A 23,441-nucleotide genomic window follows, 5' to 3' on the forward strand; every position below is an offset into this window, starting at 1 on the left:
GTTTGAGATTCAATTTAATCGCTGGAATCTACAACTTGGAACTGAGCAAAAAATGATTTATGAAAGAGGTCTAATATTAGATCTCTTTCATAAATCAAAAAACGATCTTCTTTTTGGTTAATATTTGCACTCCGGATTTCTTAGCATTCGTGCATAATCTGCGGATGAAATACATCGATTCAAACAAGCTCTCTGATCCTCAGTTCAAGCGATACACAGGCATCTCATGGTCAACTTTCTATTTGATGGTTGAGCAATTGCAGAAGCATGTCTCTGCCAAAGGCAGACCGCCCAAGTTAAGCCTGGAGGATCAGGTTCTGCTCTGTCTGAGCTATTGGCGGGAATACCGAACCTTATTTCACGTTGCGACGAGTTACGGGGTTTCAGAGCCCACAGCCTCAAGAATTGTCCGTCATGTTGAAGATTGTCTGATTCGGTCCAATCTGTTTAATTTACCCAAAGATTTACCCGAGGGCGAAGGCATCGACTGGAATGTTGTGATCGTGGATGCCACGGAAATTCCAATCCAAAGGCCTAAAAAAACAGAAGAAAAGCTATAGCGGCAAGAAAAAGACCCATACCTTTAAAGTACAGGCCATGATTCACTACAAGACTCAGCAAATTCTGAGTTTATGTACCAGTCGCGGTGCAGTGCATGATTTCGAGTTGTTCAAACGCAATTTAAACCAGATTCCTTTTGGGGCTTTTATCCTTGCAGATAAAGGCTATCAGGGGATTTATGTGTTGTATCCGAATAGCCTGTTGCCATTAAAAGCCAAAAGACATTGTAAATTGGATCCTGAATTGAAAATCTATAATCAAGAAATCAATAAAAGAAGAATCGGAATTGAGCATGTATTTGGCAGCCTGAAAACCTTCAAAATCCTTGCTGAGCGTTATCGAAATAGAGGTAAAAGGCTTTGTTTGAGATTCAATTTAATCGCTGGAATCTACAACTTGGAACTGAGCAAAAAATGATTTATGAAAGAGGTCTAATAATTTAGGCATCTTTTTACAATACATTTTTTTCAAGAAACAGGAGGTACCGCAAAAAATTACCATAAAAATTTGCGGCATCCTAAAACACCTTCGAATATTATCGGACAATAGACAGATATAAATTATTAATTTTTAATAATATTAAAATTAAGTCGGATGTGATGGAATAAGGAAATGGTGCGCTCAGCGGGCACTTTCCGAAATTTGCGGTTTCCTTATTATTCCCTAGTTTTCCTTATTTTTTCTTTAATTTTATAGGTTTAAGTGTGGCTCATTAATTCAATAGTTTAATGTTTCCTTATTATTCCCTATTATTCATTCTATATTGATTACGCCAAATTTACGCCACAACATTTTGAGAGAGAATTTATGGCCACCTTTAGACAAAGGGGTGATGCTTGGCGAGTTGAGATTAGTGTGAATGGTACTCGGGAAAGTGCGACATTCGATACTAAGACTCAGGCTCGCGCATGGGCATCAAAACGTGAAACTGAATTAAGAGAGTTATCACGCGGAAAGCTTCCTGATTATACATTAAATTGTGCAATTGATAGATACATAGAAGAAGTGTGTCCAAAGCACAAAGGCTGTGATGCCGAGATTAAAAGATTTCGGGCATTTCAGAGGAACTTCCCGAAGATTGCCAAAAAGCATATTGCCAAAATTACCACCGATGATTTTGTGGTGTGGCGAGATACCAGACTAAAAACAGTCAAGCCCGCATCTGTTAGGCGTGAAGGCAACATACTGTCAGCTTTGTTTACAGTAGCGCGCACGGAATGGAAGTGGGTTTATGATTCACCCATGAGTGACTTAAAGATGCCGCCACCGCCAGCACATCGAGATAGACGTATATCAGAAGATGAAATATACAGGCTTTGTCTGGCTGCTGAATTCGATGATCAAGCACCTGAGAATTTCACACAGCAAATTATGATTGCTTTCCTGTTGGCGATTGAAACTGCAATGCGTGCTGGTGAGATACGTGGCCTGACTTGGGACCGGGTTTATTTAAAGAATAGATATGTGACTTTGAATGAAACCAAGAATGGAACAAAACGACATGTGCCCCTGTCCAAGCGTGCTGTTGAATTGCTTGAGCTTATGAAAGGTGTTGGCAGTCATCAGGTTTTTACGGTGAAAGATTCGAGCTTTGATACACTTTGGAGAAAGTTGCGAGATAAGTGCGAAATTGAAGATTTACATTTTCACGACTCAAGACATGAAGCATGCACAAGGCTTGCTCAGAAATTGGAAGTATTGGATTTGGCGCGGATGATTGGTCATAAGGATTTAAGAAGCCTGATGATTTATTACAATGCGACTGCATCAGAGATTGCAAATAGGTTGGATTAAGGCCCATCAAAGAGCCTTCACACATATCCCCACATTCACATTCGTTGTAATTGAATGGGCTGTGCAAGCCCTCACTTAGAGGGCTTATGAATCTTAATATAAGCATCCACTTTAGCTGAGCATTCTGCATACTGCTCCATATGCTCAACATAGCGAGTCAACAACTCCCCCATGGTGCCATTATTCAAACCTTTAAGCTGATCGCATGGATTAAGGAGGCTGGCTGGTATTTGCGGCAATGCGGGCGGCTTCGGCGATACGCATGCCTGCATCATCAAGCTTGCACTCAGAATAGACGCGCTCAGTAATAACTTTTTCAGTTTCATGTTTTATATCTCTGAATTGGATTTTTATATTATTGCGCTCGGCTTCTAATTCGCTTTCGACAATGAATACTTTAGTTTTCCAAGCATCGAGTGCATCTAGATAGGCTTGATTCACTTTATTGATGCGGTCAATGCATGCGACATCAGCACCAGAAAACTTTTCCCTCCAATGATTGGCCCGCCATGTCTGTACACCTAAACCAATTAGGACCAGCAATAAAAAAGCCGCCAAAAAGATAATGACGGCTTCGTAAAATTTAGCGATAAAGGCTTTTATCATATCCAGTCCCTTAACTTAGCCAGATGAGCTTTACGGTCTGCTAGACCATTAGTACCGCCATTGATCCGGCGGGTGATAGTCAATACATCATCTTTATCAGCCAGAGCATTCAGTCCATTATCAGACCAGAACTTGCAGGCAACCATCAGGCCGATACTTGGAATGGCTACAATCTCAGGATTGTTTTCAAAATCGATGCCGAGCTGTTGACCATACTTGCGATAGTTGGTACGTCCTGTCAATTGGATTGGTCCACGCCCTTTAAATCGCTTGCCATCGCCTGGCTGTGTATTGCCTAAATCCTTTCGACCTTCGTATGCTGCACCAGATGCAATTTCTTCCATATAACGGAAGTTACCAGATTCATGGGCAAGTTGTGCAAGGAAGTGAATAAGACGAAGTGAGTTGTCCAGAATGCCAAAGTTTCGCAAATGAACATTAGCAGCAAGACCCAGTTCTTCAGCACGCGCTTGGCTGGCACCCAATTTCTTGAATACTGCAGTCAATGTGCCACGACCAATAATGCCATCGTCATGCACACCTACTGCTTTTTGGAGTTTCTTAATTTGAGTGGTGTTCATTGGGCATCACCATCTTTAACCAATTGCGGCTGCTTTACGAGTCGGGCCAACTGCCCTGCAATCACTAATAATAAACCAATCCATTTGATAGTTTGCGGACTTAAGAATGGGAAATATTCTGCTGCGTAGATCATCCACCAGGTAGTAATTTCACTGCTATATGCAAACCACGCGGACAATAAAAAAGCGCCTAAAGCGCTCAATTGGATGGACCAGAACTTATACCACTGTCGGGCATTTTCGATTAATTTCATTTTGTGTCACCCATATAGTTACGTTCATAAAGCTTATTTCGGATTTCTTCCACTGTTCTTAAAAGCTGATCAGATTGCTTTTCAAGGACCTGAATTTTCTGACTATTCGCCAGTGCTTGTGCATTCACCGTGTCGGTTTTGGCAGTTTGATTGTTCCAGGCGGCAGCAAAGACACCTATGATTGCAATGCCACCCCAGCGAACCAGATTGGTCACACTATCTATTTTGGTTTTACTTTCATGGAGTACCCGGATCTGCATATCGGTTTCCTTGTGCCTTACCTCAGCATCCACACGTATTTGCTTCATTTCATCTCGAAGGCTTGATTTTGTTCTATCCAGATCATCTTCAAGATTCTTCTGGATCTTTTGCACATTGTGATCAAGGTTCTGTTGCTTTTCCTGAAGTTGATCAAACTGCATGCTCATGCGGTCAATTTTTTGCGGCACATCTTCTAGTTTTCGCATTTCCTGACGCATTTCTTGGCGTAGTTGGCTAATACTTTCTGATATGGCAAGCAACTGCCCGGACGTGGCTGCAGGCGGATCAGTCAAATAGTCATTCGACATTGCGCCCCCTAATTTTTGGCAATAAAAAAAGCACCCGAAGGTGCTGTATAAATTTTTAAAATTTATATTGGAACCGGAATAATACCGTCTTCAAGTTTTGTAAGTTCACCACCCTCACCGACACAATAAACAATTGCTGGATTTGAGCTTGTTACAATGACTTCAAAAGCCCCTGTTGTCTCGCTTGAGTATCCTGAAGCCAAATATCGTCCTGTTTCTTTATCAACAACACGAATTTCACGCTTTAACGGCAAACCATTGGCATCTTCGACAGTGCCTGCAAATTTTCGCCTTGCATAATTTGGTAACCCGACAATTCCTGTAATGCCTTGAACAGCATCTAAAACACTTGCAATACTTACAGTACCATCCGCATTAATCGTGCCCTTTTTTAAACCTGCAGTGTCAACAAATGCAAAGACTCGCGGGGAAAGCCATGTCATACGATATGGTACAAAACCTGTAAGCGTTGTTTCTCCTGTTAATGTCTGTGCTGTCAATGAAATATTATTATAAGCTCCAGCGCCATAATCGATTTTTGCAACTCTTAAAAATGGAGCAGAACTGCCACATATCACGATATATTCACCATCTGCACTAAATGAAACACGCTTACTTGCAACACCCACATCATTGAGTGATGTTCCTAAATTATAAGCAGGTTTAGAAAAATCCAATGCATCAAAAACTCGAACTTGTGTGCCTGATGCGCGCCCTAATGCAAGAATAAAACGACCATTCGGAAACATCGCAACATCACCCGTAATAAGCATTGTTTGACCTGCTAAAGAAACCAAGTCATTCAATTGCCTACTGTAAACCCAGAATCCTGCATCGTTGTTGCCATTTGTTGTGCCGTAAACTCCTGCAAACAAATATTTACCATCATTTGAATAACTGACCGTATTAACACGTACTGAAGGCGCTGTAACAAATGCACCCAATTGTGAAAGTGTCAACGCATCAAATCGATATATATATGGAGCACTTGCAGATGCGACTGCAACTTCTAAACTATCTGGAGACCATGCAACATCAGTAATTGCCCCAATACTTCCTACCGACTGAAGAAAAGTATTACCGCCATCGTCAAGCTTAAAAATATAAAAACTTGTTGATGAGTTATAACTAGAAACAGCTGCAACACGTTTACCATCTGGAGAAAGCCGAAGAATATCGTAATTCTGAAATCTGGTTACACCTGCAAGCTTGGCAGTTGATTCAATTGGAGCGAAGCTATACTTTTCTTCAATGCTTCGCAGAACTAAACCTGGTGCTGCTGATAATGACAGTAGCAGATCACCTGGCAATTGCTTGGTCAGTCTTGTTGTCATTTAAAAAACCTCTAAAGAATAAATTTTATTGCATCACCAGGTGAAGGAGCATTCGCCTGATCCATGACAAAGACGATATTGTCACCTGTTTTTCTAAATAGATTGATTTGAATCAAGTGTGATTGATAGCTAACAAAACCATCTCTTTCACTCGAAACTGCGACAAAAATATAGTCATAATCGAATGGCAATACATTCTGTGGAATATTAAAACTCGTGCCTTCAATGCCAGTTTTAAGGTAAAACGAAACCATAGCCGGATAGAAAAGCTCTACTCGATATGTAGTTCCATTTTCAGGAGTAACCCCACCATCTTCAAAGCCAAGTAACTCACCACCCGTTTGCTGAACTCGATTACGATGAACCCATGAAATGGAAACAGCTGACAGCTGAGCAGACGGGAAATACTGCCCATTAATTTTGACTTGAGCCGGTGGATAAGGTCTGATTGCTCTAGATTGTAGATTTACTCTATGTTCTGTCGCTTCACTCAAATCAAGTGCATCAGATCCTGTAAGTGTCAGCGCCTTTAATGATACGTTTTCACCTGCCAAATATTCTGTATCATCAATCCCAGAATAGTTATCCCATCCATATACAACAGCCCCTACTGAATGTTGTTGAACTACAGTATCCGCACATCCGCGTTTAACAGTAATGATGTTTGTCACTGCATCAAAATTCAAAAATGCCATGATTTCATTATTGACTTGAATTCGACTATTACTTTGTAATAATTCAAATTCTGAAATACCCTCAAGTTCAAAAGATGTATCTAAATATCCAATACTCGTCTTTAATACCGCATTAGGACAAAAATCCAGATTACTGCGCTCATCATAGCCTGCGCCTGAATTGACATATAAACTTGCATTGATGTGCTGATTATTAGGTCTAATGGCAGCCATCCCTACATAACCTACGCTTTGATCTGACCCAAGCTTGGCATCAATTACATCTTGGCCATACTGCTCAACGAGTTCGACATAAGGGATTTCAAAAGCAATCGCTATCGCATTTTTTGCATCATTATTGACACTTGCAATAGGTGGAACATACTCCACGACTGACTGCATCGGACTACTAAATGAGTCTTCAATCGCTTCAACGTAAACAGTATTGTTAATACCGTCTCCACGCTTAATTGTACGAATACGCATTACAGCTTCAGATAAACCGTAACTTGCATCAGAAAGCTTAAATGGCATTCCCTCATGCCAGTTTTCAGAGAAACTTTCATCAACATCAAATGACACAGAAGCTAATGTACTTGAAAGTGTTTTCAAGTCACGTAATGCAACACGGCTTGCTAGATCACTATTTGTGAAGCCTTTGTAGTCAATTGACTGTGAAATCACACCTCCTTGTTGAGCAATTCGTGCAATATCTTGAACTGTTACTGTCGAGTCTTTACCACGCTCACGATCCCAATATGTGACAGTCACAGAATTGACGCATTCAGCCAAGGTGCGACGCTCAAAATCAAGATTACGAATATTGCTTTCATCTAAAGATATAAGATCAGCAGCATCATAATCATCACGAACTAAATACAATTTCCAAGTATTCGTAACGCGATCCAAATACAGCTGAGCATTAATATGCTCTTTGATATTGTCAACAAACTCATTGATGGATGTTGAATCAGTCCATTTGATCGACATACCCATTTCTTCAACATAGAGTCGATCTGCTGCTTTCTTAAATGAAACATCATCAATACTGACTTCTGAAACACCAATACCCCAGACTGTATTCGTCAAACATTCACGGATGATATGTGCCGGATTCATATCGCCTGTGGTCATTGTGGTAATCATCGCAGCCAAAATCGTTTCAGCTAATTCTTCTGGATTATCACCACTAACAACAGGAATAGAACCACCGCTATTATCAAAGTTAGCCAAACTTCCTGCTGTGCCAATACCTACACCACGCATTTTGACTGCTGTGCCATCTGAAATAGAAAATGGTGAGTTTTTATCATCCACCATGTCGCCTACTTGATCTAAAGCTTGAGCAATATTCGACATTGCCCCGTCCGACACACATACACAAACATTATTTCGTGGAATCGATGGGCTAAAAAAACCAACTGCACCCGAATATGCTGCCTGAGCATCCGTTCCACCACCTGTTGTCAAATCATTTACAAAAGCCCTTAATTCAATATAGTCATTAAGCGATGCCTGCATTTTGGTAATTGATGTCGCAGAACTACCCCACGCTTGAATTTTAATATTTAAAGATAAACCACCATTTGTTAATGTTTGCAACTCATCAAACACAATAGACATCGCTTGTTTTAGAACAAGAAGTTTATTTCCAGCCATTGAACCTGATGTATCTAATGCAATATATAAAGTCGAATCTTGAGTAAAGCCTGTTTTAGATGAGTTAATTTCGGCTTTATTCAAATACCACTGTTGAATTCCATCATGACGTATGTGAATTCGTTTCACTCGCCATTTTGAATCGGGCATAGTCGGACTCGTACCAATATAAACATTGTCGAAAACGACAGAACACACGCCACGATATGCGGAAATCAATCCACCAAAGGCATTCGAAATTTTCGCGCAAATACGCTGTAAAGTACTGCTTTTCTGTTGATTAGCATGCCCGAACAAGAGTTCAATATTGCCTTGAACACCACCCTGCTGTTCGTCACCACCAAACAGACTTGGCTTATTAATGTAAATTGTTTTATTCGTGCCTTGCTCTACCTGATAAGCATCTTTTTCCTGAAATGAAATCTTAGTGATTGCATCAATCGGGCCATGGCATAAAACAAAATGACCACTGGCAAAGTATTTGTAGCCAATCGTTTGCTTTTTCTTTTTAGCCATATTCTTTTGCCCTCATAATCACTTGTTGCGCCATCGCATCGTGGCCAAACAATTCTTCAAAACGCGCTATTGGCATTCCGTTATCAAAAAAATCTTGTATCTCAGCATTTGTTAAACCTTGATTCAAAAAAAAGCGTCTTGCTTTGATCGTACACATACCGCAGGCACGTATATGATGGACAAAAATAAAGCCCGATTTGTGCGGGCTATTTTGCGATTCCATGACTCACCTATTTTTTGATGGCTTTTGGCGTACCGGCTAAAAATGCTGTGACGTTTGGTGCAACATCACAGGTCCCAAAAATGACAGGAATTGATCCCCCTTCATCAGAAGAAGTCATATCAAGCTCACCGGGTGTAAGTCTTGATTTTTGTCCTCTTCGCATCATGATGAAAGATGCTATAGCCGTAATGGCTGAAACAACCAAAGCAATAATGGCAAACATTACACAATCCTCGTGGTTGTCGGATTATCCTCTGGCATATAAGCAAAGCCGAGAAAATTGTCCGTGTTATTGAATCGATGACATGCGGTTAAAGACTTCATGCATCCAGGATAAACCGTCACAAAAAACACTGATTCAGATGCCACATCAAATGCATTTTGTGCATCTTGTGTCTGTTGATAAGCGTTATCGAGTTCATTTGTTTTTGATCGATAATTGCTTGAGCATCCAATAAGTCCTGCTCATAAGTCGGACTCGCTGGATCTAAAGCATCACGATCTGCAATGGCTTCAATCAAAGCTGATGTTGCAATCGTTTCTGCATTTATAGCTTGCAGCCAAGTCTGCTTTGTCGTGTTATATGACAACAATGCTTCATCAGTCGTCACTTGGTCAGCCAATGTATCTAAGCGACGAATCAAAGTGACTGATTGCCCAGAACTCGACTCAATTGCTACATTTACACCGGTACTGCTTTGCAACATACCAAGTCTGAAATAATTATCATCGACAACTAAATCACGTAGTTGCACATTCAACTTGTCTACAGATTTAACTGTTGTTTGAATGCCCCATTGTGATTTATCCAACTTACAGCCACTGCCATACAGATCATGACAACAAGTTCGCTGATACTTATAACGCGCACCGGCACGACCTAAGCTTGTATAGTCCGTTTCACATTTCAGCGTAATTTCTACACCATCTGGCTTAACTGCAGTAACACGACCTTGCCACAAGGTTGAAATATTGCCAAATTGCAACTTGCTCACTTTTACCAGGATATTTTCTTCAAGTGCTGAACGCAGGCAGTCTTGAGCGAATTTGCTGTTCAGTGCAAAGGTAATATCAATTGAGTTTTTTTCCAGATCACTACTTGAATCAATTGCCGATCTCGTTAATGTGATCGCTTCATAGATTATTTCGCCATCCTGAACAGACTTATCGCTCGACGTGTAATAAAACTTTGCATCCCCTCTGGTAAATTCATAAAGCTCACGACGAACTGCAGAGTTGGTTAGTGATTGAAAAAACTTGCCCAATCCCATTGCCTAAACTCCTATTTCTAAAATGGGTACCGTGACTTCTACAATTCCTGCACCTTGGTAGTTTAGATCCACTGAATCCGCATCAAGACGATGCAAGCCCAGATATGAAATCAACTCTATTGAGTCTGCATTTTTATTTAATGCTGGCGATATCGTGACCTGAACAGTACTTCCCGACACCAGAACAGATGCGGTAATTGTATGCGCTGTCCACTCACCATTACTTTTAATTGCAATATGCTTGCGCTGGTCTGCAAGCTGTTTATATTGATCCGATTCAATCAACAGTACCGATGATATAAAGCCAGTGCTTTTACATCGCATATTGGCTTCATAGGTTGGCAACCAGAATGGGCGATATTTACCACGTCTACGGAATAGGAATTGGCGGTATGCATATAGCTGTTCCGGCCCTCGCAAAATGGTTCGATACTGTTTGCTATAGCGCGCAAAATCCCAGTCTGTACCTTGATAAATCACACCGACCTCATTATTGATAACACTTTGCTGTTGAGAGATTGTGGCTTCAAGACTGCTGCCATCAAGCATAAGACAAAGTTTGTGCAGGTCATTTCCAAGAAACTGCTCCGGTGCACTTTCAGCAACCTCAGGTTCATCAATCACGATAAAAGTAATGCCTGAGTGGGTGTAAAAATCGCTGATCTGCCGTGAAATATCACCACTGATAAAACATACCCGTACCGGATAGAGTTTTGCATTGTTGATATTCACTGGATTAGCAAGTCTTAGCCGATCACTTTCGACCGCCTGAACTTCAACCAATATTTGCTCAGAATTATTCTTCAACAATGCAAGACAGTCATTATAAAAGGAATAAATATCAGTACGACACATCACAAAGTCGGCTGATACATCACCAACATATTGTGACTCCTGGAACAACGGAACCGCCCAATTTTTTACGCAGGCCGCCCCATTGCACATTAAAATTTCGCGCAATTTCTTCCTTAAGTACAATGGAAGAAAAACCCAGCGTTTGCCGAGCCTTATCCTTAAGTGGGATTCTTGTTTCAGTGCCATTCTTGGATTCAAAAACATCGGTTTTAAAACCTATGCTTTCTGTAGCACCAACCAGTGCTGGCGAAGTTAGTAAAACAACCTCTCCAAAATTTTCGGTTGTTAATTTCACCCAATCACCGCCTTAATCGAAGATCGATTATTTTTAATAAAGTTCATGAATGTTTTTGTGCCTGATGATGTCCCCATGAAATCACCAACAATTGATGGATCTAAAATATTGTTGATTTGAAGGCTTTGTGGTGTAGATTGTTGTCCTGTTCCACCCACCTTCGCATTTGCTTGTGCCTGCTTCTCAGCCTGAATAGTTCCACCGTTGTTGATGGCATTAAGAGTATTGATGCCGACACGTTTAGTAGCTTCAGCATTAAGCACATACTCTTGACCATGCACCACACCCGCCTCTTGGTTTACACCGTAGTTACCTGTGTAGCCGCCGGATTTGAAGCCCTGCATATTGACCGACTTAATGCTTGCAGCCTGTGCAACCTGTAAGGCTGCTGCAGCTGCACCCATAGCAGGCGCAATATATGGACCAACGTATGGTGTACCAACGACCGCATCATAGGCCTTAGAGTATGCCGCTGGAATGTTCAGCATCGCTTGGGCAACTGCAAAAGCCTTTTGAGCTGCGAACAAAACTGCATAGGTTTTAGAGTTTTCATCTACAAGTGATGCAAAGCCACCCAGCATGCCTTCCATGTAGCTGGCAGTAGACTTGGCTTGCAGTTCAAGTTTTGCATTTTGATACGCTTCCTCATTTAGCAGGTCGAGTTCTCGCATTTTCTGTAGAACTTCAAATTGCTTGACCAGAGGAGATTCCTCATAGCCCATTACATCGCGATAGTCACTGATAGCGTTATCACGAACACTTGCCTCATCTTGTGCTTGATTTATGTATGAGCCTGTAAGCAATGCACTGCGTTCTTTTGGATCCTGATATGTAAGCTCAATTTCCCGTCGTTCAAGTGCATACCTCTCTCTAATTAAATCCATTTCAGAGTAGATGGCTTGATTTGCATTTAGGATTCGCTCGTCTTTTGCAAGCCTTACAAAAGCAAGTTCTCGCTTAAACTGCTCATCAAGTGCACTTTTCTTAAGGGCTTTTTGCTCCTTCGTTAAATCATGATCTGCCTTGATTTCCTGCTCTCTAATATTCATCGAGAACCGAAGTTTCTGCTCTTCAGTCATCAGGTGTTCAGCCAATTCAAATTCAAACTTCATCTGAATCAGTTTTTCTTCCTGATTGTATCGGTCTTGGGCATCATCTATATATTTAGACATGCCTTTTTCCTGAAGATGCTCAATTTCATCATTCAGCTTCATTCGTCGCTGTTGATCAGCAGTAGCATATTCATATTCAATTCGAGCGATTTCTTTCGCTAAACGCTCAGCTTCACGTTTTCGCTTTTCACCTTCAGATTTAGCTTTTTTGGTCTTTTCCTTTTCGCCTGCTGCGAAATCATCAAGACCGGTTGTGATGCCTTTTCTAGGGGTGTCTTTTGGAGGTGGAACTTTCAGGTTTTTTACATTGTTAGCTGTTTTTCCAGTAAAAATCTTGTCGATTTTTTCCATTGAGTTGGCAACCGAATCAACAGCATTGGTATAGTTGTCCTTAACAATTTGTGCTGCACCAGCAAAATCACCACTAAGAAAGCGCATCATAGCCGCCGCACCAGCCCCAATGGCATCACCCACCAAATAAAAGGCATTGCCTACCACAATAGCGGTAGAGGCCAATACTTTTAGGGTTACAGCCAGAGTATCTCCAACTTGGGCGAAGGTACTGCCTTGCTCCGAATCCTGAAAGAAGGCATCAGCGATATCAACTAGGGCGGGGACAACAGCAGCAAGCATGGTGTTGCTCATGCCCTTTAATTGAAGCTCTAACAGCCGCGCTTGGGCTGAAAAATCAATAGCCGTCTCAATACCCTGTTCCGTGATAATAAAACCAGCGCGCTCAGCAGCATTGCCCCATTCTTCAATTGCAGCACCATTGTCAGCAAATATTGGCAAAAGTTTAGTGAAGTCATTTGCCATATTCTCAGTCAAGAATGACATTTGCTCTTGTGAAACACCTGCCTCTTCAAGCTTATTTACATACATCTGCATGGCATCGCCACCGGATGCCTTTTGCATTTCAAGGGCAAACTTTTTAATTTCTTCGCCTGACATTTTGGAATGCTTTTGTAGCAGTTCGAATGCGTCTGTAGCTTCACCCTTACCAGTTAAAACAAACTCTCCAAGCTTTTCATTAAAGTCTTTGATTTGGTCTGATAGTTGCTCTTGTGTTATACCAACCTGTTGAGCAGCTACAGCCATTCGTTGAAATTCCACCACCCCCATATCAGCTACAGTGGCAAGGTTCTGAATTTCTTTTGCATTATTGGAATACGCTAGCGCCATGCCTGTTAATGCACCAAGCGAACCAACGGCAGCACCAGCAACACCAGCAATTCCGATTGCGGCAGATGACAGTAATGCGCTGCTTGATCCTAGAGTTTTGGTAAGACCACCAAGCGACCCATCAAAGCTTGATACGCCATCTTTTGCACTTTTTGCCGCATCCCCAGCTTGTTTAAAAGCGCCACCTAAGTCTTTAGATTTCTTTGCAGTCTTATCACCCTGCATTTCAACACTTTTAAGCGATTTATCCACCAAATCCAGTTCAGTTTTAGCTTTTCTGGAATCTACTGTGATAAGTAATTTAGATTCTTGAGCCATTTTGTTTTCCTGCGGGCAATAAAAAACCCCGCAAAAGCGGGGTTGTATTTAAGGGTTTAATCTATGGGCAGTGCTTTTTCCATAAATCATTAAATTCAGATTTGGATGCGTTGTAGTCTTCAAGGTAAACGCTATCACCATCACTTAAAAAACGTTTTGCACCGGCATAGCCACCAAAACTATTTTTAGAGTTAACTTGACCACATTGTGCGCTTACAAACTCATATTTAGCAGACTCTGGATCTTTAAGTATCCCAGATAAAGCTGTTTGAATTTGCGCTTGTTGCATCATCTTCTGAGTTTCTGCGCTCGGCTCGGATGGGGGTGTGTCAGAATTCACACTAACTATTATCATAATCACCGTAAAGATAATAAAGCCAAGCACTATTTTAGTGAATAATGATGTTTTCTTTGGTTGTTTTGCGCCACATTGCGGACAACTTTCAGCTTTATCGCTTATCTGGTTTCCGCATTCCTTGCATGGTTTAAGCGCCATGTTACTCCCCGATTTTAAGAATTGTCAGGGATAAGATACTAATTTATGGGATAAAAAGAACCGCCATAAGGCGGTCGTCTTTTAGAAGTTATATCGAAGGCCGGCTTTGTAGGTCACACCATTCAGATCCAGATCATCTGCATTGCCTGACAAACAATCACCATCCAGGCAAACTTTTGCATCGCGGTTAAACATCCATTGATAGCCGAAGGCGCCAAATAAATCCATTTGTGGAGCGAGTTTATAGCCAACCTCAAGTGCAGCTGGAATTGTGAAATAATCCAACTCAATATCCATTCGCCCCACACCCGGAACAGTTTCACCTTCATCAAGCCAACTCATTCCAATACCAATAGAAGCCGCTGAATAGAGCTTATCGCTTTCAAGAAATTTATTCTTTAGACCTATAGCAAATTGGTTGTAATCAACATCTGAGCTTTGGAATTTATATTCAGCCCAAATACTCGCAGTTGGGTGTGATTGGTATTCCGCATTAATAAAGAGCCCGTCAAAAGATTCTGTGCCCAAGAATTGATCTGAGCCTAGCTTTGAACCAGCGTAACCAAAAGCAATAGCGTATTTAGGAGCAGTATTTACCTTAAGGCTATCATCATTGTGCACATAGAGAGGAGTGCTCCCCATTGTTTGTGGAGCGCCTCTGTTAAGTTGTAATGGTTGGTTCGCTAACGCAACTGTTGAAACAACCCCTATAACCCCAGCTAAAATTAATTTTCTCATTATATTTCCCCTATTATGGTGGGGATAAGATACTAATTCCAGCACAAAAAAACCATCCCGAAGGATGGTTGTTTTTACTTAAGTCTACTTAACCAGTCGATCCATTGCATTTTGCATAATTAATGGAAGTTGCTCTTTAGGCACCATATCGCTGCGACTCACTAATTCGGGAATAGCTTTAGCATCAATCATCACAGCATTGTCAGGCACAAGATCAATTGCAAACCCGCCTTGATAATGCAGCTTTACAGTCATCTGCTTACCTTGGAGTATTTGCGACATTAAAGCCTGCGCCACCTGTTCGGCATTAAAGGTTGGATGCTCTGGCATTTTGCCACCTAAACGCTTCACTTCCTTTTCAAGCTGCTCATGGTATTCAATCAGACGATATTGCAATACACCATGACAGTTTTGAATTGCATTTACATCTACTGGCGAATGCTGCTGAACTTTATCAAAGGTCAGGATTAGACCATGAACATATTCAACAGCCTCATCAAGTTGATCTAGCGGGATTTCCTCAATATGGTTTTTATTAAATCGCTGTAAAACCATGTTGTATGCATCAGAAAAATTGATCTTCACACGCGATACTAGATTCGATACAGCATGACGCAGATTTTCACGGTCTTTCGGGGTGGATTTACGTGGATTGACCGCTTTACCTTTTGTCCAGTAATCCCAAAGTACATCGTCACATTCTTCTTGATACTTGATAACGGTATCTCGAAGCTCGGGTTTTACTTTGTTTGGGCTGATAGTTGTAAGCCATGCAAGAAGTTTGCGTAGTGGCAGGCAAACCATCTCCTGCAAATCACCTAGGGTGGGTATAACGATTTTCGTTATACCCCATCTTTGTGGGTTTGCATTGAATTTTGCCAACTGTGATTGCCATGCTAATCCCATGCCATCAACGATAGGTTTCATTGGGGTGTATGGCTGTCCATTAAACTCAACTAAATATAGTTCAGCATTGTGGAAAGGCACTGTCATTTGAGTTAAACTATTTGAAGTCATATTAATTTCCTTTAAGTTGACAATCAATTAAGCCCTTGCCGTCGAAAGTCTGGGCTTTTTTGTTGTCTATTGATTTCATGCTTTCGCACTCTCTTTGTTTAAAAACTCTTTTATGGCTTGGTTGATAAGCCAGTTAATCGAACGATCCTCCTCTTTACCCTTTAATTTCAGCTTTTCGTGATCTTTATTATCCAGAAACCGCATTTTGTACTGCTGGCCTTTTTGATTAATACTCATGTGTTCCTCATAACATCATTTAGGTACGTATTTATAATGTACCTCTTTTATGGCATTGTCAACATCAAAGAGGTACTTTAGTATTGATATATTAAATTTGCGGTATATGGCTTGCTTCTAATGAGTGAAAATCAAAAAGACCCACAATATAAATTACGATGGTCTGAAGAGTTAAGAGATAAGGTTGTTGAATCCGCAAAGGAGCGCAGTCGATCAATCAATGCTGAAATTTGTAAACGCCTAGAGGAAAGCTTCGAGCAAGATCAAAATAGTTTTGACCAAGGGTATGAAACTGCCCTAAATCATGCAGCACTAGCTATTGCTAAAGTACTAAGCAAGAAAAATGTAGAATGGCCGGAAATTCAGAAAACCGCTCTTTTCATGCTTGAAGAAGCTAAGAATATAAAAAAAGCACCCTAAGGTGCTTTTCTTTTAATAAAGGCTGAATTCTAGAAAGCCCAATTACGACCTTGCCCTATCTCATAAACGATGAGAATTGAGGCTATTACTATTAGAATGACAACAAAGATTTCAGCTTTGGTCAGCATTTTTGGCGCTCCACTTTTCATCACTCACATGATAAGCAAAGCGTACAATTAATAACATAAAAGTTACAAAATAATTATTGGAAGTTACAAATTATGGATCGGAATAAAAAACCACTCCGGAGAGTGGTTATTTAATATCTTCTGATTTGAGTGGGTTTGCTTTCCAGCGGTTAGCAAGTGATTCGAATTCTTTGAACAATGTATCTTTTTTGCGAATTCTCTTAGCTGAGAAACAGCTGGACTACCAACACCCCAGAATTTTAGCATTGTTGAGCAATACATTCGTTTAAATAAATCTTCGTCAAACAACCCTTTATTTATGCCGATTGCATAAAATTCGTATCTATTCAAAACCTTCAATAGATGCATTCGGATTTCAGCCTCATCAGAGGTTAAGCAATGATTTTCAACACAGAAAAGGTGTGCCAAATCCCGAACCCCAGTTTTCCCCAATGTCTTGTAGTAATCTTCTGGATCCTCATTGAATTTCAATATTAAAGTCTTAGAATGAGCTAAGCTATCATCCTTGTTATCATCTAGTATTGTGTCAAGCGTTGCTCTTTCTCTTGAGGTTGATCTGGAAGAGTGGATGGTTGAATATGCTATATATGCTGATACTAAAAAAACTATTAACTGAGCAAATAAGAGCCAATCCCCTGTGGTCCATGATCTTAACTTAAAGTATTGAGCGATATTATCAGAAGCTAAATATACAGATATTAAAAAGGCAGATAACGCCAATATAAACGTTGCTCTGCCTTGTAGAATTTTTTGGGTTGAAGACTTAGCCATCCCAGCCCTCTGAGCACACAGCTAAGGCTACTACGTTTAATAAGTTTAAATGTAATTTTTTCATAGCTTTATTCCTTAGACAAAAACACCCTACTATCGTTTGATACTAGGGTTTATTTGCTCATATTATGCGATAACGCATAATGGGTCAATACGCTACAGATTACTCTTTGTCAATATTTGTGATCTAACAAGCGCGTTAATTGTTGTCGCACAGCATCATTAATTTACTGTTTATCATTAAAGAAACCAACTCACGCTGATTTCTTACTCATCTTCTTATACGCCTCATCAATAAACTGGTTATCCAGATCAAAGATGACAGCATTAAAAATATAACGCTCCACTGGTAACTCGTATTGCTCACAATAGGCATTTACATCAGCGATGCTTAAGGCTAATGGAGTGCCTTGCTCATATCGACGTGACCTAGCGATAATGTTGTACGCTTCAATTAAGGCATTGGCTGTATATGAGTATGCGGGTGGATCAGGCAACTTAATACCCAAAGCTTCACGCTGCTTTATTTCGTGTTCGCTGAGTCCGGCGTATCGGCTAAGGTATTGGTGGAGTTCTGCAACTTTCCCAAAATTAACTGCCGGTTAACCTCAAACTCTTTAGAGATTTCCATTGCCTTTTTTGAGACAAAAATCATTAACTCAACACCCTGGGTACCACCATTTAGAAAAATTTCACCGGCAATTTCAGGAGAAAACGCAACATCCTGCTTTAATTCTTGATCACCATTTTCATTGATTTTCAAGATATCAAAACCTTGCCAATCTTCAATTAAAAATGCTTCTGCTTTGTATTGAAAGAAGTGAAATGGTTTTTATTTCATCGTCAGGCTGTGCACGATATAGAATCCCCGCTTCTTCATTCTTTGCAAGATAAAGCTCATTGTTGGCGCTTTTAATCTTAACGCGTTGCTGCTTATCCCCATCTTTCTTGTAATCAAACCATTTAGCGGTGTTTGTGCTTGTGCCGATACCAAATGCCATATTTATACCTATATCTGTTGTTTGCATTTACCGCCCGAAGGCGGTCTGATGTTAAGGTGCGATAATGCGCGTAATAGTTGGTGATACGTTGATATGGTTAAAACTCACATCAAGCATAATGGTGTCTTCACCACCACCATCTGGGTGATTGGCTTCAGATACTTCCAGCTCAGGGAACTCGAAGGCATAACCATTACCCTTGCCATCTTCGATAGAAAATTCCAGTGGCATGGTGTCACGCGATTTCACATAGTCCACATATTCCGCAGCTTGAGCACCAAAAATAAATTGGCTGCTCAGGGTAATATCCACCATCTTTTCCAGATAGGTTTGTGCTGAAAGCTTTTGGTTGCCTATACAGCGGATCGCTTCCAGGTTGTTGGAGATATTTAGTTCAAGCGACTGCATGCAGGCAGTACCGACAATTCCCTGCCCATTTACAGTCAAGTCACCAACATTTAACGCAGATACCATAACGGCTTCAGGAACAGGAATTGGAGCAACAACCGGATTTACTGTAGTGCGCTCAAAGTCAGTACCAACAAGACCAAAGGTTGCTGTAATTTTACCAGTGGTCGCAATAGACATTGATGCTTCACCAATGCGCACACCACGGTAAATAAAGACCTGACCAATGTCAGAGTGAAACTTCACAAAGGTAAATGTTTTGCGAACATCACCGCCAAACTGAAGAACATCACCTGCCCACTCATTCATAGCCACAGCTGACCAGAAGTCATCAAATAGACCAACAGATAATTCAACTTCAAGTGAACCAGTAATTTCCGCTTCAGTTGCCATACCACCTTGACGGAAGCGAGTATCTGAAACACTGGCTGAGGTTTCTGTGGTTACTGATTCAGATAAACCATCTGAGACTCGGCGTACTGTTTTCCAGACTGGTACAGCTGGTAATACTTCCGGCGTTTCCTCTGCTGCATAGTAGAGGCGAATTTTTGCACCCGAACTCATAGAGTCCTCCTTATTTTAGGCAATAAAAAGCCCAACTCTAGGTTGGGCATGGATGTGGTTTTAGGCTATTAAAGGGATTTGCTCAGAACCTTTAATGCTTTTCAGCAGGTTATCAATCTTTTTGGGAATTTTTAAAAAGCACTCGTATTTTGAGCCACCAAATCTTTTTAGTGGAGTGTAGTGAAAATCATTCATTAGGCTGTGAAGCTTTTTCTCCAAATCCCAAATAAAACCAGCATCACCGCTAATAAAATGTAATATTTCAAATTGGTACGGCATGTAATAACCCGAGTATCTTTCCTTCACTTCATACACAGTGATTCCAATCTTGTAAAATACTTCATTGCCACCGGTTAGCTTTATTACATATAGATTGCTAATACCTTTATGGTTTTCACATGCTTTGATGTATTTTTGGCGTGTATATGGAGTTGGCTTGTTACATAGAGGGCAGCCACTTTTTTGTTTTTTATGTCTGTATGGTGTTTGAGAAAAGATTCCATGCTTACTGCAGATAATTTTAACTGGGACATCAACTCCGTTGTAATTAACTAAAGAGTAGTCGTATCTCTCACCATGTACCGCAATAAACTGCTGAATAACATCCGCTTGTTTTAGTTTATTGTGCCCGCCACGGTTATCTTTCTTGGGTTTTTGGTTGTTTTGAGATTGCATAGCATTCGCTATGACTTTAGAATTGCAATCAGTCATATTGTTACCTTTAATAACAGTGTGATTAGAACCCGATATGTGCTTCCAACACCTATCGGGTTTGTTGCCTTATTATACCATAAGATACTGTTTTTATTGCTAGTTCACTCGGAACTCAGCTCGAATTATTTTTGCGTAAAAATCCTGGTCATCCATGCTTTGTGGTGCATGGACTTTGTATATTTCGAGATGAGATACGCCAAAGGATTGCAGATACTTTCTCCATGTGTCGCACAACTCGGAAAGCATAATTAGCCCGCTTCCAATTGGGGCGAAGCATTGAATTGAAATAATGCCCTGATCTCGAATACACGGTTTATCACCAATGCCTACAATCTGGCTATCAGCGTATTGAATAAACACCTTACTCCAAGCCTTATTTTTTGGTGGCTCAAAGGGCTTGCCATGACTTGGTGGCTTGTTCACTATTTCAACAGTCAAATCTTCTAGCTTGGCAATCCTGATAATTTCCTGATGAATGGCTGTTTCGGCTTGGGTGAGTGTCATCATTTGTATTTGCTCGCGACTGAAAGGAATGTGAGTGAGTAAATTCCAAGTGATGCTTGCTGTGAATGTCCATTCTCAAGCCTTAGGGCGTATGGCAGATTGTTTTGTATATAGACACTATCCCCAAGCTTGGCTTGCAAAATTTGACCTGCTCCTTCCGCAAACACTTCTTGATCCAGCGTACCTTTTGGCGCCTTATTTCCATTACTTGGCACTGTCTCATTTGTGGTTTTGTTGACTGTGACCCTATGATTGGAACGGAATGCACCGTCCATGACTGGACTGCCCATAATCACGCCTTGCAGCATCTCAGCACTCACCTTTCGTAAATGCTCATCGCCAATTTTCTCCACCTCAAGCGCAAAATTAGTTGGTTTGTTTTTCCATGCCATTTGAACCTCTCAGATTTTTGAAAAGTGATTCGTATTGAGGGCTGTCATCCTTATTTATGGTAACCACAACCACTTTTGATTTTCCTGAGCCGGCATGCAACTTATTGATCCGCTCCAACTCATCAGATTTTTTAAAAAAGCTTATCGGCATTGTCATAGCTACACCTTTCTAAGTTGGCAGGTCCAAATGCTATTTGTTGGGTCTTGGCCAATATTTTTCACTTCAAAGCCACCATCCCTAAACTGCCAGACATCCCCTATTTGAGGAATGCCCGTCAGCTCATTTTGAAGGACAATGGCCTTAGCATCAGTAGCTTGGTAGTCGATAGGCTTAACCATGTCTCGGAGGTAATTCCCTCGCACGCCACGCCCTGAATATGACTCATCACCCACAATGGGATAAGTCTGCGTTTCAAAATCAAACTCACCCGAGTAAATCAGTTTTTCACAGGTGAATGAGTCGACAGCATCGGCCAGATCAGTACTAAATGCCGTAGCCACTTCGGCCTGAATATCATCTTTAATACCCATTACTTCACCACAAATGTATTAATTCCAAAGCCTTTAGAAAGGTACGGTACAAGCAAATCTTCAATGAATAACATCGTCGAGCTTTTGCCCTGCTCCATGCCTGCCACATATTCCTTTTGAACTTCTACTGTGTCCGCTTTGACGCGCTTGGATTTCACCACGCCATCAGTCTGCGTCACATAGAGCTCACCTTTAGCAGCCAACTGTGCAGCATAAGCCCCTGCAAGTAATACATCTTCGGGGATTACTTCAAATTGACGCAAAGGCTTGGCACGAAGCCAAGCATTCGCCTGAGTAACTGCGAGATTAGCATCACCCAATCCAGCCCAATCTGGGCCAAGGCTTTGAGTGACTGAATCGATAGTGACGTAATTCATAGTTATTCCTGTTCTAATAGAGCGACTAAATCAGCCTTTTTTGCATCAGCAGGAATCTCAATTCCTTTTGCTACAAGCTGCTCTTTGAGTTTTTCAACCGTTAGAGCATTGAAGTCAGTTGGTTGGGTGCCGTCACCAGCACCTTCAGTACCACCGCCATTTTTTTCCGCTTCTTTAGCACCACCTGCTGAAGCACCTGATCCAGATGCTCGACCTGATGCTTTTTTAGGTTGACCACCCTGCTGAGATTTCAGGAAGTCATCCCAAGTGTTTTTATTTTCACCTTTACCGATTCCCATTGCTTACTCCTTATTTGGTCACAATGAATGAGATTGGAACTGCTTTGCGATCTACAACGCGCTCCCAGTTATCAGCTAATGCCAGGTCAGCCCATGAAGGTGCAAACGCTTTCGCTTCAGTGCCATTGCCAGTAATAGTGTCAGCAGTAAACGAGTAGCCAAGCGGATGAATAATGAATTTACGACGAGACCATAAAGTCTCAACACCGCCACCATTTGCCTGATCATCCACATAAGCCACGGTTTCAGCATTCTGCGGCTGGCCGTATGCATAGCCGATTGCACCAGCACCAGCGACCATAGTCAGGTATTGTGGAGCGAGGGCTGTGCCAAGGTTTGGCATACCATCATCCACAACAACACGCTTATTTTGGTATACAGCAAAACGGGTTTTTGCCTCAGAGTCCACGATGAACTCAATTTGGTTTTGCTTCTGCAGATCAGCATACTTTTTGCTGTGCATGATAATAATGCCGAGCTTGTCCAGGTTATCGCCCATACTCGCTTCAGCATCAATAATCACATCAGAGTTCAGGCCACTGGCTGTATCAGTGATGATCATGTCGCTCGCACCATTCGCCACGTTTTCACGGTAAACACCGATCAAGGAAGCAATGAGTCGGCGCTGCGCCTGTTTGCGCCAGTATGGGTTAATTCGACCACGGACTAATTCATTTAACGGGTCTTTATTGGTTAATTCTTTAACCAGTGAAGCGGATGACCAGCCTTCGTTGACGTTCGCAACATAGGCCTGCATATCACCAGTAGTCACAGCCAATGGAACCGCAATGTCAACCGGGTTATCAGTTGAGTAATTCGGTTCAATTGATGCATCCAGATCATTCCAGTATGGAAGTTCAATCTTCGGCTTGCGAGCATTCAACAGCTCTTGCATTTCTTCAGTGGTTGCCAGCACGCCAGAGTCTGCAATAGCAGTTTTTTCCAGTGCATCTAGGGTTTTGTAGGATGCTGCAATATCTGCATCCCAGATATCTTTAACTTGAGTAGTAGCCATATGC

The 23,441-nt window shown here is 41.3% G+C and carries 33 protein-coding genes and 1 pseudogene; 4 read left to right on the forward strand and 30 right to left on the reverse strand.

Annotation, left to right across the window (positions count from 1 at the left end; all coding sequences use genetic code 11):
• Positions 1 to 164: 164 nt before the first annotated feature.
• The 3 genes from HADU_RS15230 to HADU_RS06355 all read left to right on the forward strand — a co-directional run bounded on the left by HADU_RS15230 (position 165) and on the right by HADU_RS06355 (position 2,355).
• A complete protein-coding gene (locus HADU_RS15230) occupies positions 165 to 560 on the forward strand; it encodes a transposase family protein (RefSeq protein WP_008306679.1) in 396 nt (131 codons plus the stop codon).
• Positions 508 to 978 carry an IS5/IS1182 family transposase gene (locus HADU_RS06350; RefSeq protein ID WP_004815293.1) on the forward strand — a complete coding sequence of 157 codons (471 nt, stop codon included), beginning with the start codon at positions 508 to 510 and terminating at the stop codon, positions 976 to 978. The genes HADU_RS15230 and HADU_RS06350 overlap by 53 nt, the downstream gene beginning before the upstream one ends.
• Before the next feature lie 390 nt (positions 979 to 1,368).
• Positions 1,369 to 2,355, forward strand: a complete 987-nt coding sequence (locus HADU_RS06355) for a site-specific integrase (RefSeq protein WP_005103697.1) — start codon at positions 1,369 to 1,371, stop codon at positions 2,353 to 2,355.
• A gap of 210 nt (positions 2,356 to 2,565) precedes the next feature.
• On the opposite strand, the gene HADU_RS06360 is transcribed toward HADU_RS06355, so the two are convergent.
• The 17 genes from HADU_RS06360 to HADU_RS15615 form a co-directional block, all read right to left on the reverse strand.
• Entirely contained in the window at positions 2,566 to 2,961 is a 396-nt protein-coding gene (locus tag HADU_RS06360; protein WP_008304552.1) for a hypothetical protein, read from the reverse strand.
• Positions 2,958 to 3,542: a glycoside hydrolase family 19 protein gene (locus HADU_RS06365; protein ID WP_008304554.1), complete on the reverse strand. Its 585-nt coding sequence runs from the start codon at positions 3,540 to 3,542 to the stop codon at positions 2,958 to 2,960. The genes HADU_RS06360 and HADU_RS06365 overlap by 4 nt, the downstream gene beginning before the upstream one ends.
• Complete coding sequence (locus HADU_RS06370) at positions 3,539 to 3,796, reverse strand: hypothetical protein (protein WP_008304556.1); 258 nt, start codon at positions 3,794 to 3,796, stop codon at positions 3,539 to 3,541. The genes HADU_RS06365 and HADU_RS06370 overlap by 4 nt, the downstream gene beginning before the upstream one ends.
• On the reverse strand, positions 3,793 to 4,365 hold the full coding sequence (locus HADU_RS06375) for a hypothetical protein (RefSeq protein WP_008304558.1): 573 nt from the start codon (positions 4,363 to 4,365) through the stop codon (positions 3,793 to 3,795). Before HADU_RS06375 ends, HADU_RS06370 begins: the two co-directional genes overlap by 4 nt.
• A gap of 62 nt (positions 4,366 to 4,427) precedes the next feature.
• Positions 4,428 to 5,699: a WD40 repeat domain-containing protein gene (locus HADU_RS06380; RefSeq protein ID WP_008304560.1), complete on the reverse strand. Its 1,272-nt coding sequence runs from the start codon at positions 5,697 to 5,699 to the stop codon at positions 4,428 to 4,430.
• Positions 5,700 to 5,710: 11 nt separating this feature from the next.
• On the reverse strand, positions 5,711 to 8,548 hold the full coding sequence (locus HADU_RS06385) for a phage tail protein (protein ID WP_008304562.1): 2,838 nt from the start codon (positions 8,546 to 8,548) through the stop codon (positions 5,711 to 5,713).
• A complete protein-coding gene (locus HADU_RS06390) occupies positions 8,541 to 8,771 on the reverse strand; it encodes a hypothetical protein (protein WP_008304563.1) in 231 nt (76 codons plus the stop codon). The genes HADU_RS06385 and HADU_RS06390 overlap by 8 nt, the downstream gene beginning before the upstream one ends.
• A gap of 7 nt (positions 8,772 to 8,778) precedes the next feature.
• Entirely contained in the window at positions 8,779 to 8,994 is a 216-nt protein-coding gene (locus HADU_RS06395; RefSeq protein ID WP_008304564.1) for a hypothetical protein, read from the reverse strand.
• Positions 8,994 to 9,095, reverse strand: coding sequence for a hypothetical protein (locus HADU_RS15865; RefSeq protein WP_081399001.1), 102 nt, complete (start codon positions 9,093 to 9,095; stop codon positions 8,994 to 8,996). The genes HADU_RS06395 and HADU_RS15865 overlap by 1 nt, the downstream gene beginning before the upstream one ends.
• A 17-nt stretch (positions 9,096 to 9,112) precedes the next feature.
• Entirely contained in the window at positions 9,113 to 10,042 is a 930-nt protein-coding gene (locus HADU_RS06400; RefSeq protein WP_008304565.1) for a baseplate hub protein, read from the reverse strand.
• Between the two features lie 3 nt (positions 10,043 to 10,045).
• Positions 10,046 to 10,945, reverse strand: a complete 900-nt coding sequence (locus tag HADU_RS06405; protein ID WP_227499339.1) for a hypothetical protein — start codon at positions 10,943 to 10,945, stop codon at positions 10,046 to 10,048.
• Positions 10,917 to 11,192, reverse strand: coding sequence for a hypothetical protein (locus HADU_RS15870; RefSeq protein WP_008304567.1), 276 nt, complete (start codon positions 11,190 to 11,192; stop codon positions 10,917 to 10,919). Before HADU_RS15870 ends, HADU_RS06405 begins: the two co-directional genes overlap by 29 nt.
• Entirely contained in the window at positions 11,189 to 13,804 is a 2,616-nt protein-coding gene (locus tag HADU_RS06415; protein WP_008304568.1) for a hypothetical protein, read from the reverse strand. Before HADU_RS06415 ends, HADU_RS15870 begins: the two co-directional genes overlap by 4 nt.
• Before the next feature lie 61 nt (positions 13,805 to 13,865).
• Complete coding sequence (locus tag HADU_RS06420; RefSeq protein ID WP_008304570.1) at positions 13,866 to 14,300, reverse strand: zinc-ribbon domain-containing protein; 435 nt, start codon at positions 14,298 to 14,300, stop codon at positions 13,866 to 13,868.
• An 81-nt stretch (positions 14,301 to 14,381) separates the two neighbouring features.
• Entirely contained in the window at positions 14,382 to 15,038 is a 657-nt protein-coding gene (locus tag HADU_RS06425; RefSeq protein WP_008304576.1) for a hypothetical protein, read from the reverse strand.
• A gap of 84 nt (positions 15,039 to 15,122) precedes the next feature.
• A complete protein-coding gene (locus tag HADU_RS06430) occupies positions 15,123 to 16,055 on the reverse strand; it encodes a phage antirepressor N-terminal domain-containing protein (protein ID WP_008304578.1) in 933 nt (310 codons plus the stop codon).
• A gap of 75 nt (positions 16,056 to 16,130) precedes the next feature.
• Positions 16,131 to 16,292, reverse strand: coding sequence for a hypothetical protein (locus HADU_RS15615; protein ID WP_008304580.1), 162 nt, complete (start codon positions 16,290 to 16,292; stop codon positions 16,131 to 16,133).
• A 120-nt stretch (positions 16,293 to 16,412) separates the two neighbouring features.
• Between HADU_RS15615 and HADU_RS15245 the strand changes: the two genes are divergently transcribed.
• A complete protein-coding gene (locus HADU_RS15245; protein WP_008304583.1) occupies positions 16,413 to 16,712 on the forward strand; it encodes an Arc family DNA-binding protein in 300 nt (99 codons plus the stop codon).
• Between the two features lie 255 nt (positions 16,713 to 16,967).
• Here the strand turns inward: HADU_RS15245 and HADU_RS06440 are convergent.
• The 13 genes and pseudogenes from HADU_RS06440 to HADU_RS06495 all read right to left on the reverse strand — a co-directional run bounded on the left by HADU_RS06440 (position 16,968) and on the right by HADU_RS06495 (position 23,437).
• Positions 16,968 to 17,632: pseudogene (locus HADU_RS06440) on the reverse strand (DUF4760 domain-containing protein).
• A 254-nt stretch (positions 17,633 to 17,886) separates the two neighbouring features.
• Positions 17,887 to 18,129 carry a hypothetical protein gene (locus tag HADU_RS06445; RefSeq protein ID WP_227499340.1) on the reverse strand — a complete coding sequence of 81 codons (243 nt, stop codon included), beginning with the start codon at positions 18,127 to 18,129 and terminating at the stop codon, positions 17,887 to 17,889.
• Positions 18,130 to 18,155: 26 nt separating this feature from the next.
• Entirely contained in the window at positions 18,156 to 18,395 is a 240-nt protein-coding gene (locus HADU_RS15875) for a hypothetical protein (protein ID WP_008304589.1), read from the reverse strand.
• A gap of 22 nt (positions 18,396 to 18,417) precedes the next feature.
• Positions 18,418 to 18,660: a hypothetical protein gene (locus HADU_RS15880; protein WP_008304592.1), complete on the reverse strand. Its 243-nt coding sequence runs from the start codon at positions 18,658 to 18,660 to the stop codon at positions 18,418 to 18,420.
• A gap of 24 nt (positions 18,661 to 18,684) precedes the next feature.
• Positions 18,685 to 19,605 carry a phage tail tube protein gene (locus HADU_RS06455; RefSeq protein WP_008304594.1) on the reverse strand — a complete coding sequence of 307 codons (921 nt, stop codon included), beginning with the start codon at positions 19,603 to 19,605 and terminating at the stop codon, positions 18,685 to 18,687.
• A 60-nt stretch (positions 19,606 to 19,665) separates the two neighbouring features.
• Positions 19,666 to 20,316 (reverse strand): DUF723 domain-containing protein, encoded by a 651-nt coding sequence (locus tag HADU_RS06460; RefSeq protein ID WP_008304595.1) that lies wholly within the window; start codon positions 20,314 to 20,316, stop codon positions 19,666 to 19,668.
• A 99-nt stretch (positions 20,317 to 20,415) separates the two neighbouring features.
• The gene (locus HADU_RS06465) at positions 20,416 to 20,826 is read right to left on the reverse strand and encodes a hypothetical protein (protein WP_008304597.1); all 411 of its coding nucleotides are present in this window, start codon (positions 20,824 to 20,826) and stop codon (positions 20,416 to 20,418) included.
• Positions 20,823 to 21,215 (reverse strand): hypothetical protein, encoded by a 393-nt coding sequence (locus HADU_RS06470; RefSeq protein ID WP_008304599.1) that lies wholly within the window; start codon positions 21,213 to 21,215, stop codon positions 20,823 to 20,825. Before HADU_RS06470 ends, HADU_RS06465 begins: the two co-directional genes overlap by 4 nt.
• Positions 21,190 to 21,372 (reverse strand): hypothetical protein, encoded by a 183-nt coding sequence (locus HADU_RS15620; RefSeq protein ID WP_008304601.1) that lies wholly within the window; start codon positions 21,370 to 21,372, stop codon positions 21,190 to 21,192. Before HADU_RS15620 ends, HADU_RS06470 begins: the two co-directional genes overlap by 26 nt.
• Before the next feature lie 2 nt (positions 21,373 to 21,374).
• Positions 21,375 to 21,746, reverse strand: coding sequence for a hypothetical protein (locus HADU_RS06480; protein ID WP_008304603.1), 372 nt, complete (start codon positions 21,744 to 21,746; stop codon positions 21,375 to 21,377).
• Entirely contained in the window at positions 21,746 to 22,123 is a 378-nt protein-coding gene (locus tag HADU_RS06485; RefSeq protein WP_008304605.1) for a DnaT-like ssDNA-binding protein, read from the reverse strand. The genes HADU_RS06480 and HADU_RS06485 overlap by 1 nt, the downstream gene beginning before the upstream one ends.
• A 2-nt stretch (positions 22,124 to 22,125) precedes the next feature.
• Complete coding sequence (locus tag HADU_RS06490) at positions 22,126 to 22,422, reverse strand: HeH/LEM domain-containing protein (protein WP_008304606.1); 297 nt, start codon at positions 22,420 to 22,422, stop codon at positions 22,126 to 22,128.
• A gap of 10 nt (positions 22,423 to 22,432) precedes the next feature.
• On the reverse strand, positions 22,433 to 23,437 hold the full coding sequence (locus HADU_RS06495; protein ID WP_008304608.1) for a major capsid protein: 1,005 nt from the start codon (positions 23,435 to 23,437) through the stop codon (positions 22,433 to 22,435).
• Positions 23,438 to 23,441 lie beyond the last annotated feature (4 nt).

The organism is Acinetobacter sp. HA (assembly GCF_000264725.1).
Lineage (GTDB): Bacteria > Pseudomonadota > Gammaproteobacteria > Pseudomonadales > Moraxellaceae > Acinetobacter > Acinetobacter schindleri.

Bases quoted from the DNA above. Each gene is read 5' to 3' on its own strand.
- HADU_RS06360 (WP_008304552.1), bottom strand. From the start codon at position 2,961: ATGATAAAAGCCTTTATCGCTAAATTTTACGAAGCCGTCATTATCTTT.
- HADU_RS15615 (WP_008304580.1), bottom strand. From the start codon at position 16,292: ATGAGTATTAATCAAAAAGGCCAGCAGTACAAAATGCGGTTTCTGGAT.
- HADU_RS06365 (WP_008304554.1), bottom strand. From the start codon at position 3,542: ATGAACACCACTCAAATTAAGAAACTCCAAAAAGCAGTAGGTGTGCAT.
- HADU_RS06350 (WP_004815293.1), top strand. From the start codon at position 508: ATGCCACGGAAATTCCAATCCAAAGGCCTAAAAAAACAGAAGAAAAGC.
- HADU_RS06415 (WP_008304568.1), bottom strand. From the start codon at position 13,804: ATGGCTCAAGAATCTAAATTACTTATCACAGTAGATTCCAGAAAAGCT.
- HADU_RS06470 (WP_008304599.1), bottom strand. From the start codon at position 21,215: ATGGCATGGAAAAACAAACCAACTAATTTTGCGCTTGAGGTGGAGAAA.
- HADU_RS06380 (WP_008304560.1), bottom strand. From the start codon at position 5,699: ATGACAACAAGACTGACCAAGCAATTGCCAGGTGATCTGCTACTGTCA.
- HADU_RS06495 (WP_008304608.1), bottom strand. From the start codon at position 23,437: ATGGCTACTACTCAAGTTAAAGATATCTGGGATGCAGATATTGCAGCA.
- HADU_RS15865 (WP_081399001.1), bottom strand. From the start codon at position 9,095: ATGAAGTCTTTAACCGCATGTCATCGATTCAATAACACGGACAATTTT.
- HADU_RS06390 (WP_008304563.1), bottom strand. From the start codon at position 8,771: ATGGAATCGCAAAATAGCCCGCACAAATCGGGCTTTATTTTTGTCCAT.
- HADU_RS06430 (WP_008304578.1), bottom strand. From the start codon at position 16,055: ATGACTTCAAATAGTTTAACTCAAATGACAGTGCCTTTCCACAATGCT.
- HADU_RS06355 (WP_005103697.1), top strand. From the start codon at position 1,369: ATGGCCACCTTTAGACAAAGGGGTGATGCTTGGCGAGTTGAGATTAGT.
- HADU_RS06490 (WP_008304606.1), bottom strand. From the start codon at position 22,422: ATGGGAATCGGTAAAGGTGAAAATAAAAACACTTGGGATGACTTCCTG.
- HADU_RS06395 (WP_008304564.1), bottom strand. From the start codon at position 8,994: ATGTTTGCCATTATTGCTTTGGTTGTTTCAGCCATTACGGCTATAGCA.
- HADU_RS15620 (WP_008304601.1), bottom strand. From the start codon at position 21,372: ATGACAATGCCGATAAGCTTTTTTAAAAAATCTGATGAGTTGGAGCGG.
- HADU_RS06455 (WP_008304594.1), bottom strand. From the start codon at position 19,605: ATGAGTTCGGGTGCAAAAATTCGCCTCTACTATGCAGCAGAGGAAACG.
- HADU_RS06400 (WP_008304565.1), bottom strand. From the start codon at position 10,042: ATGGGATTGGGCAAGTTTTTTCAATCACTAACCAACTCTGCAGTTCGT.
- HADU_RS06485 (WP_008304605.1), bottom strand. From the start codon at position 22,123: ATGAATTACGTCACTATCGATTCAGTCACTCAAAGCCTTGGCCCAGAT.
- HADU_RS06420 (WP_008304570.1), bottom strand. From the start codon at position 14,300: ATGGCGCTTAAACCATGCAAGGAATGCGGAAACCAGATAAGCGATAAA.
- HADU_RS06370 (WP_008304556.1), bottom strand. From the start codon at position 3,796: ATGAAATTAATCGAAAATGCCCGACAGTGGTATAAGTTCTGGTCCATC.
- HADU_RS06460 (WP_008304595.1), bottom strand. From the start codon at position 20,316: ATGACTGATTGCAATTCTAAAGTCATAGCGAATGCTATGCAATCTCAA.
- HADU_RS15880 (WP_008304592.1), bottom strand. From the start codon at position 18,660: ATGCAAACAACAGATATAGGTATAAATATGGCATTTGGTATCGGCACA.
- HADU_RS06425 (WP_008304576.1), bottom strand. From the start codon at position 15,038: ATGAGAAAATTAATTTTAGCTGGGGTTATAGGGGTTGTTTCAACAGTT.
- HADU_RS06385 (WP_008304562.1), bottom strand. From the start codon at position 8,548: ATGGCTAAAAAGAAAAAGCAAACGATTGGCTACAAATACTTTGCCAGT.
- HADU_RS06480 (WP_008304603.1), bottom strand. From the start codon at position 21,746: ATGGGTATTAAAGATGATATTCAGGCCGAAGTGGCTACGGCATTTAGT.
- HADU_RS06375 (WP_008304558.1), bottom strand. From the start codon at position 4,365: ATGTCGAATGACTATTTGACTGATCCGCCTGCAGCCACGTCCGGGCAG.
- HADU_RS15245 (WP_008304583.1), top strand. From the start codon at position 16,413: ATGAGTGAAAATCAAAAAGACCCACAATATAAATTACGATGGTCTGAA.
- HADU_RS06465 (WP_008304597.1), bottom strand. From the start codon at position 20,826: ATGATGACACTCACCCAAGCCGAAACAGCCATTCATCAGGAAATTATC.
- HADU_RS15230 (WP_008306679.1), top strand. From the start codon at position 165: ATGAAATACATCGATTCAAACAAGCTCTCTGATCCTCAGTTCAAGCGA.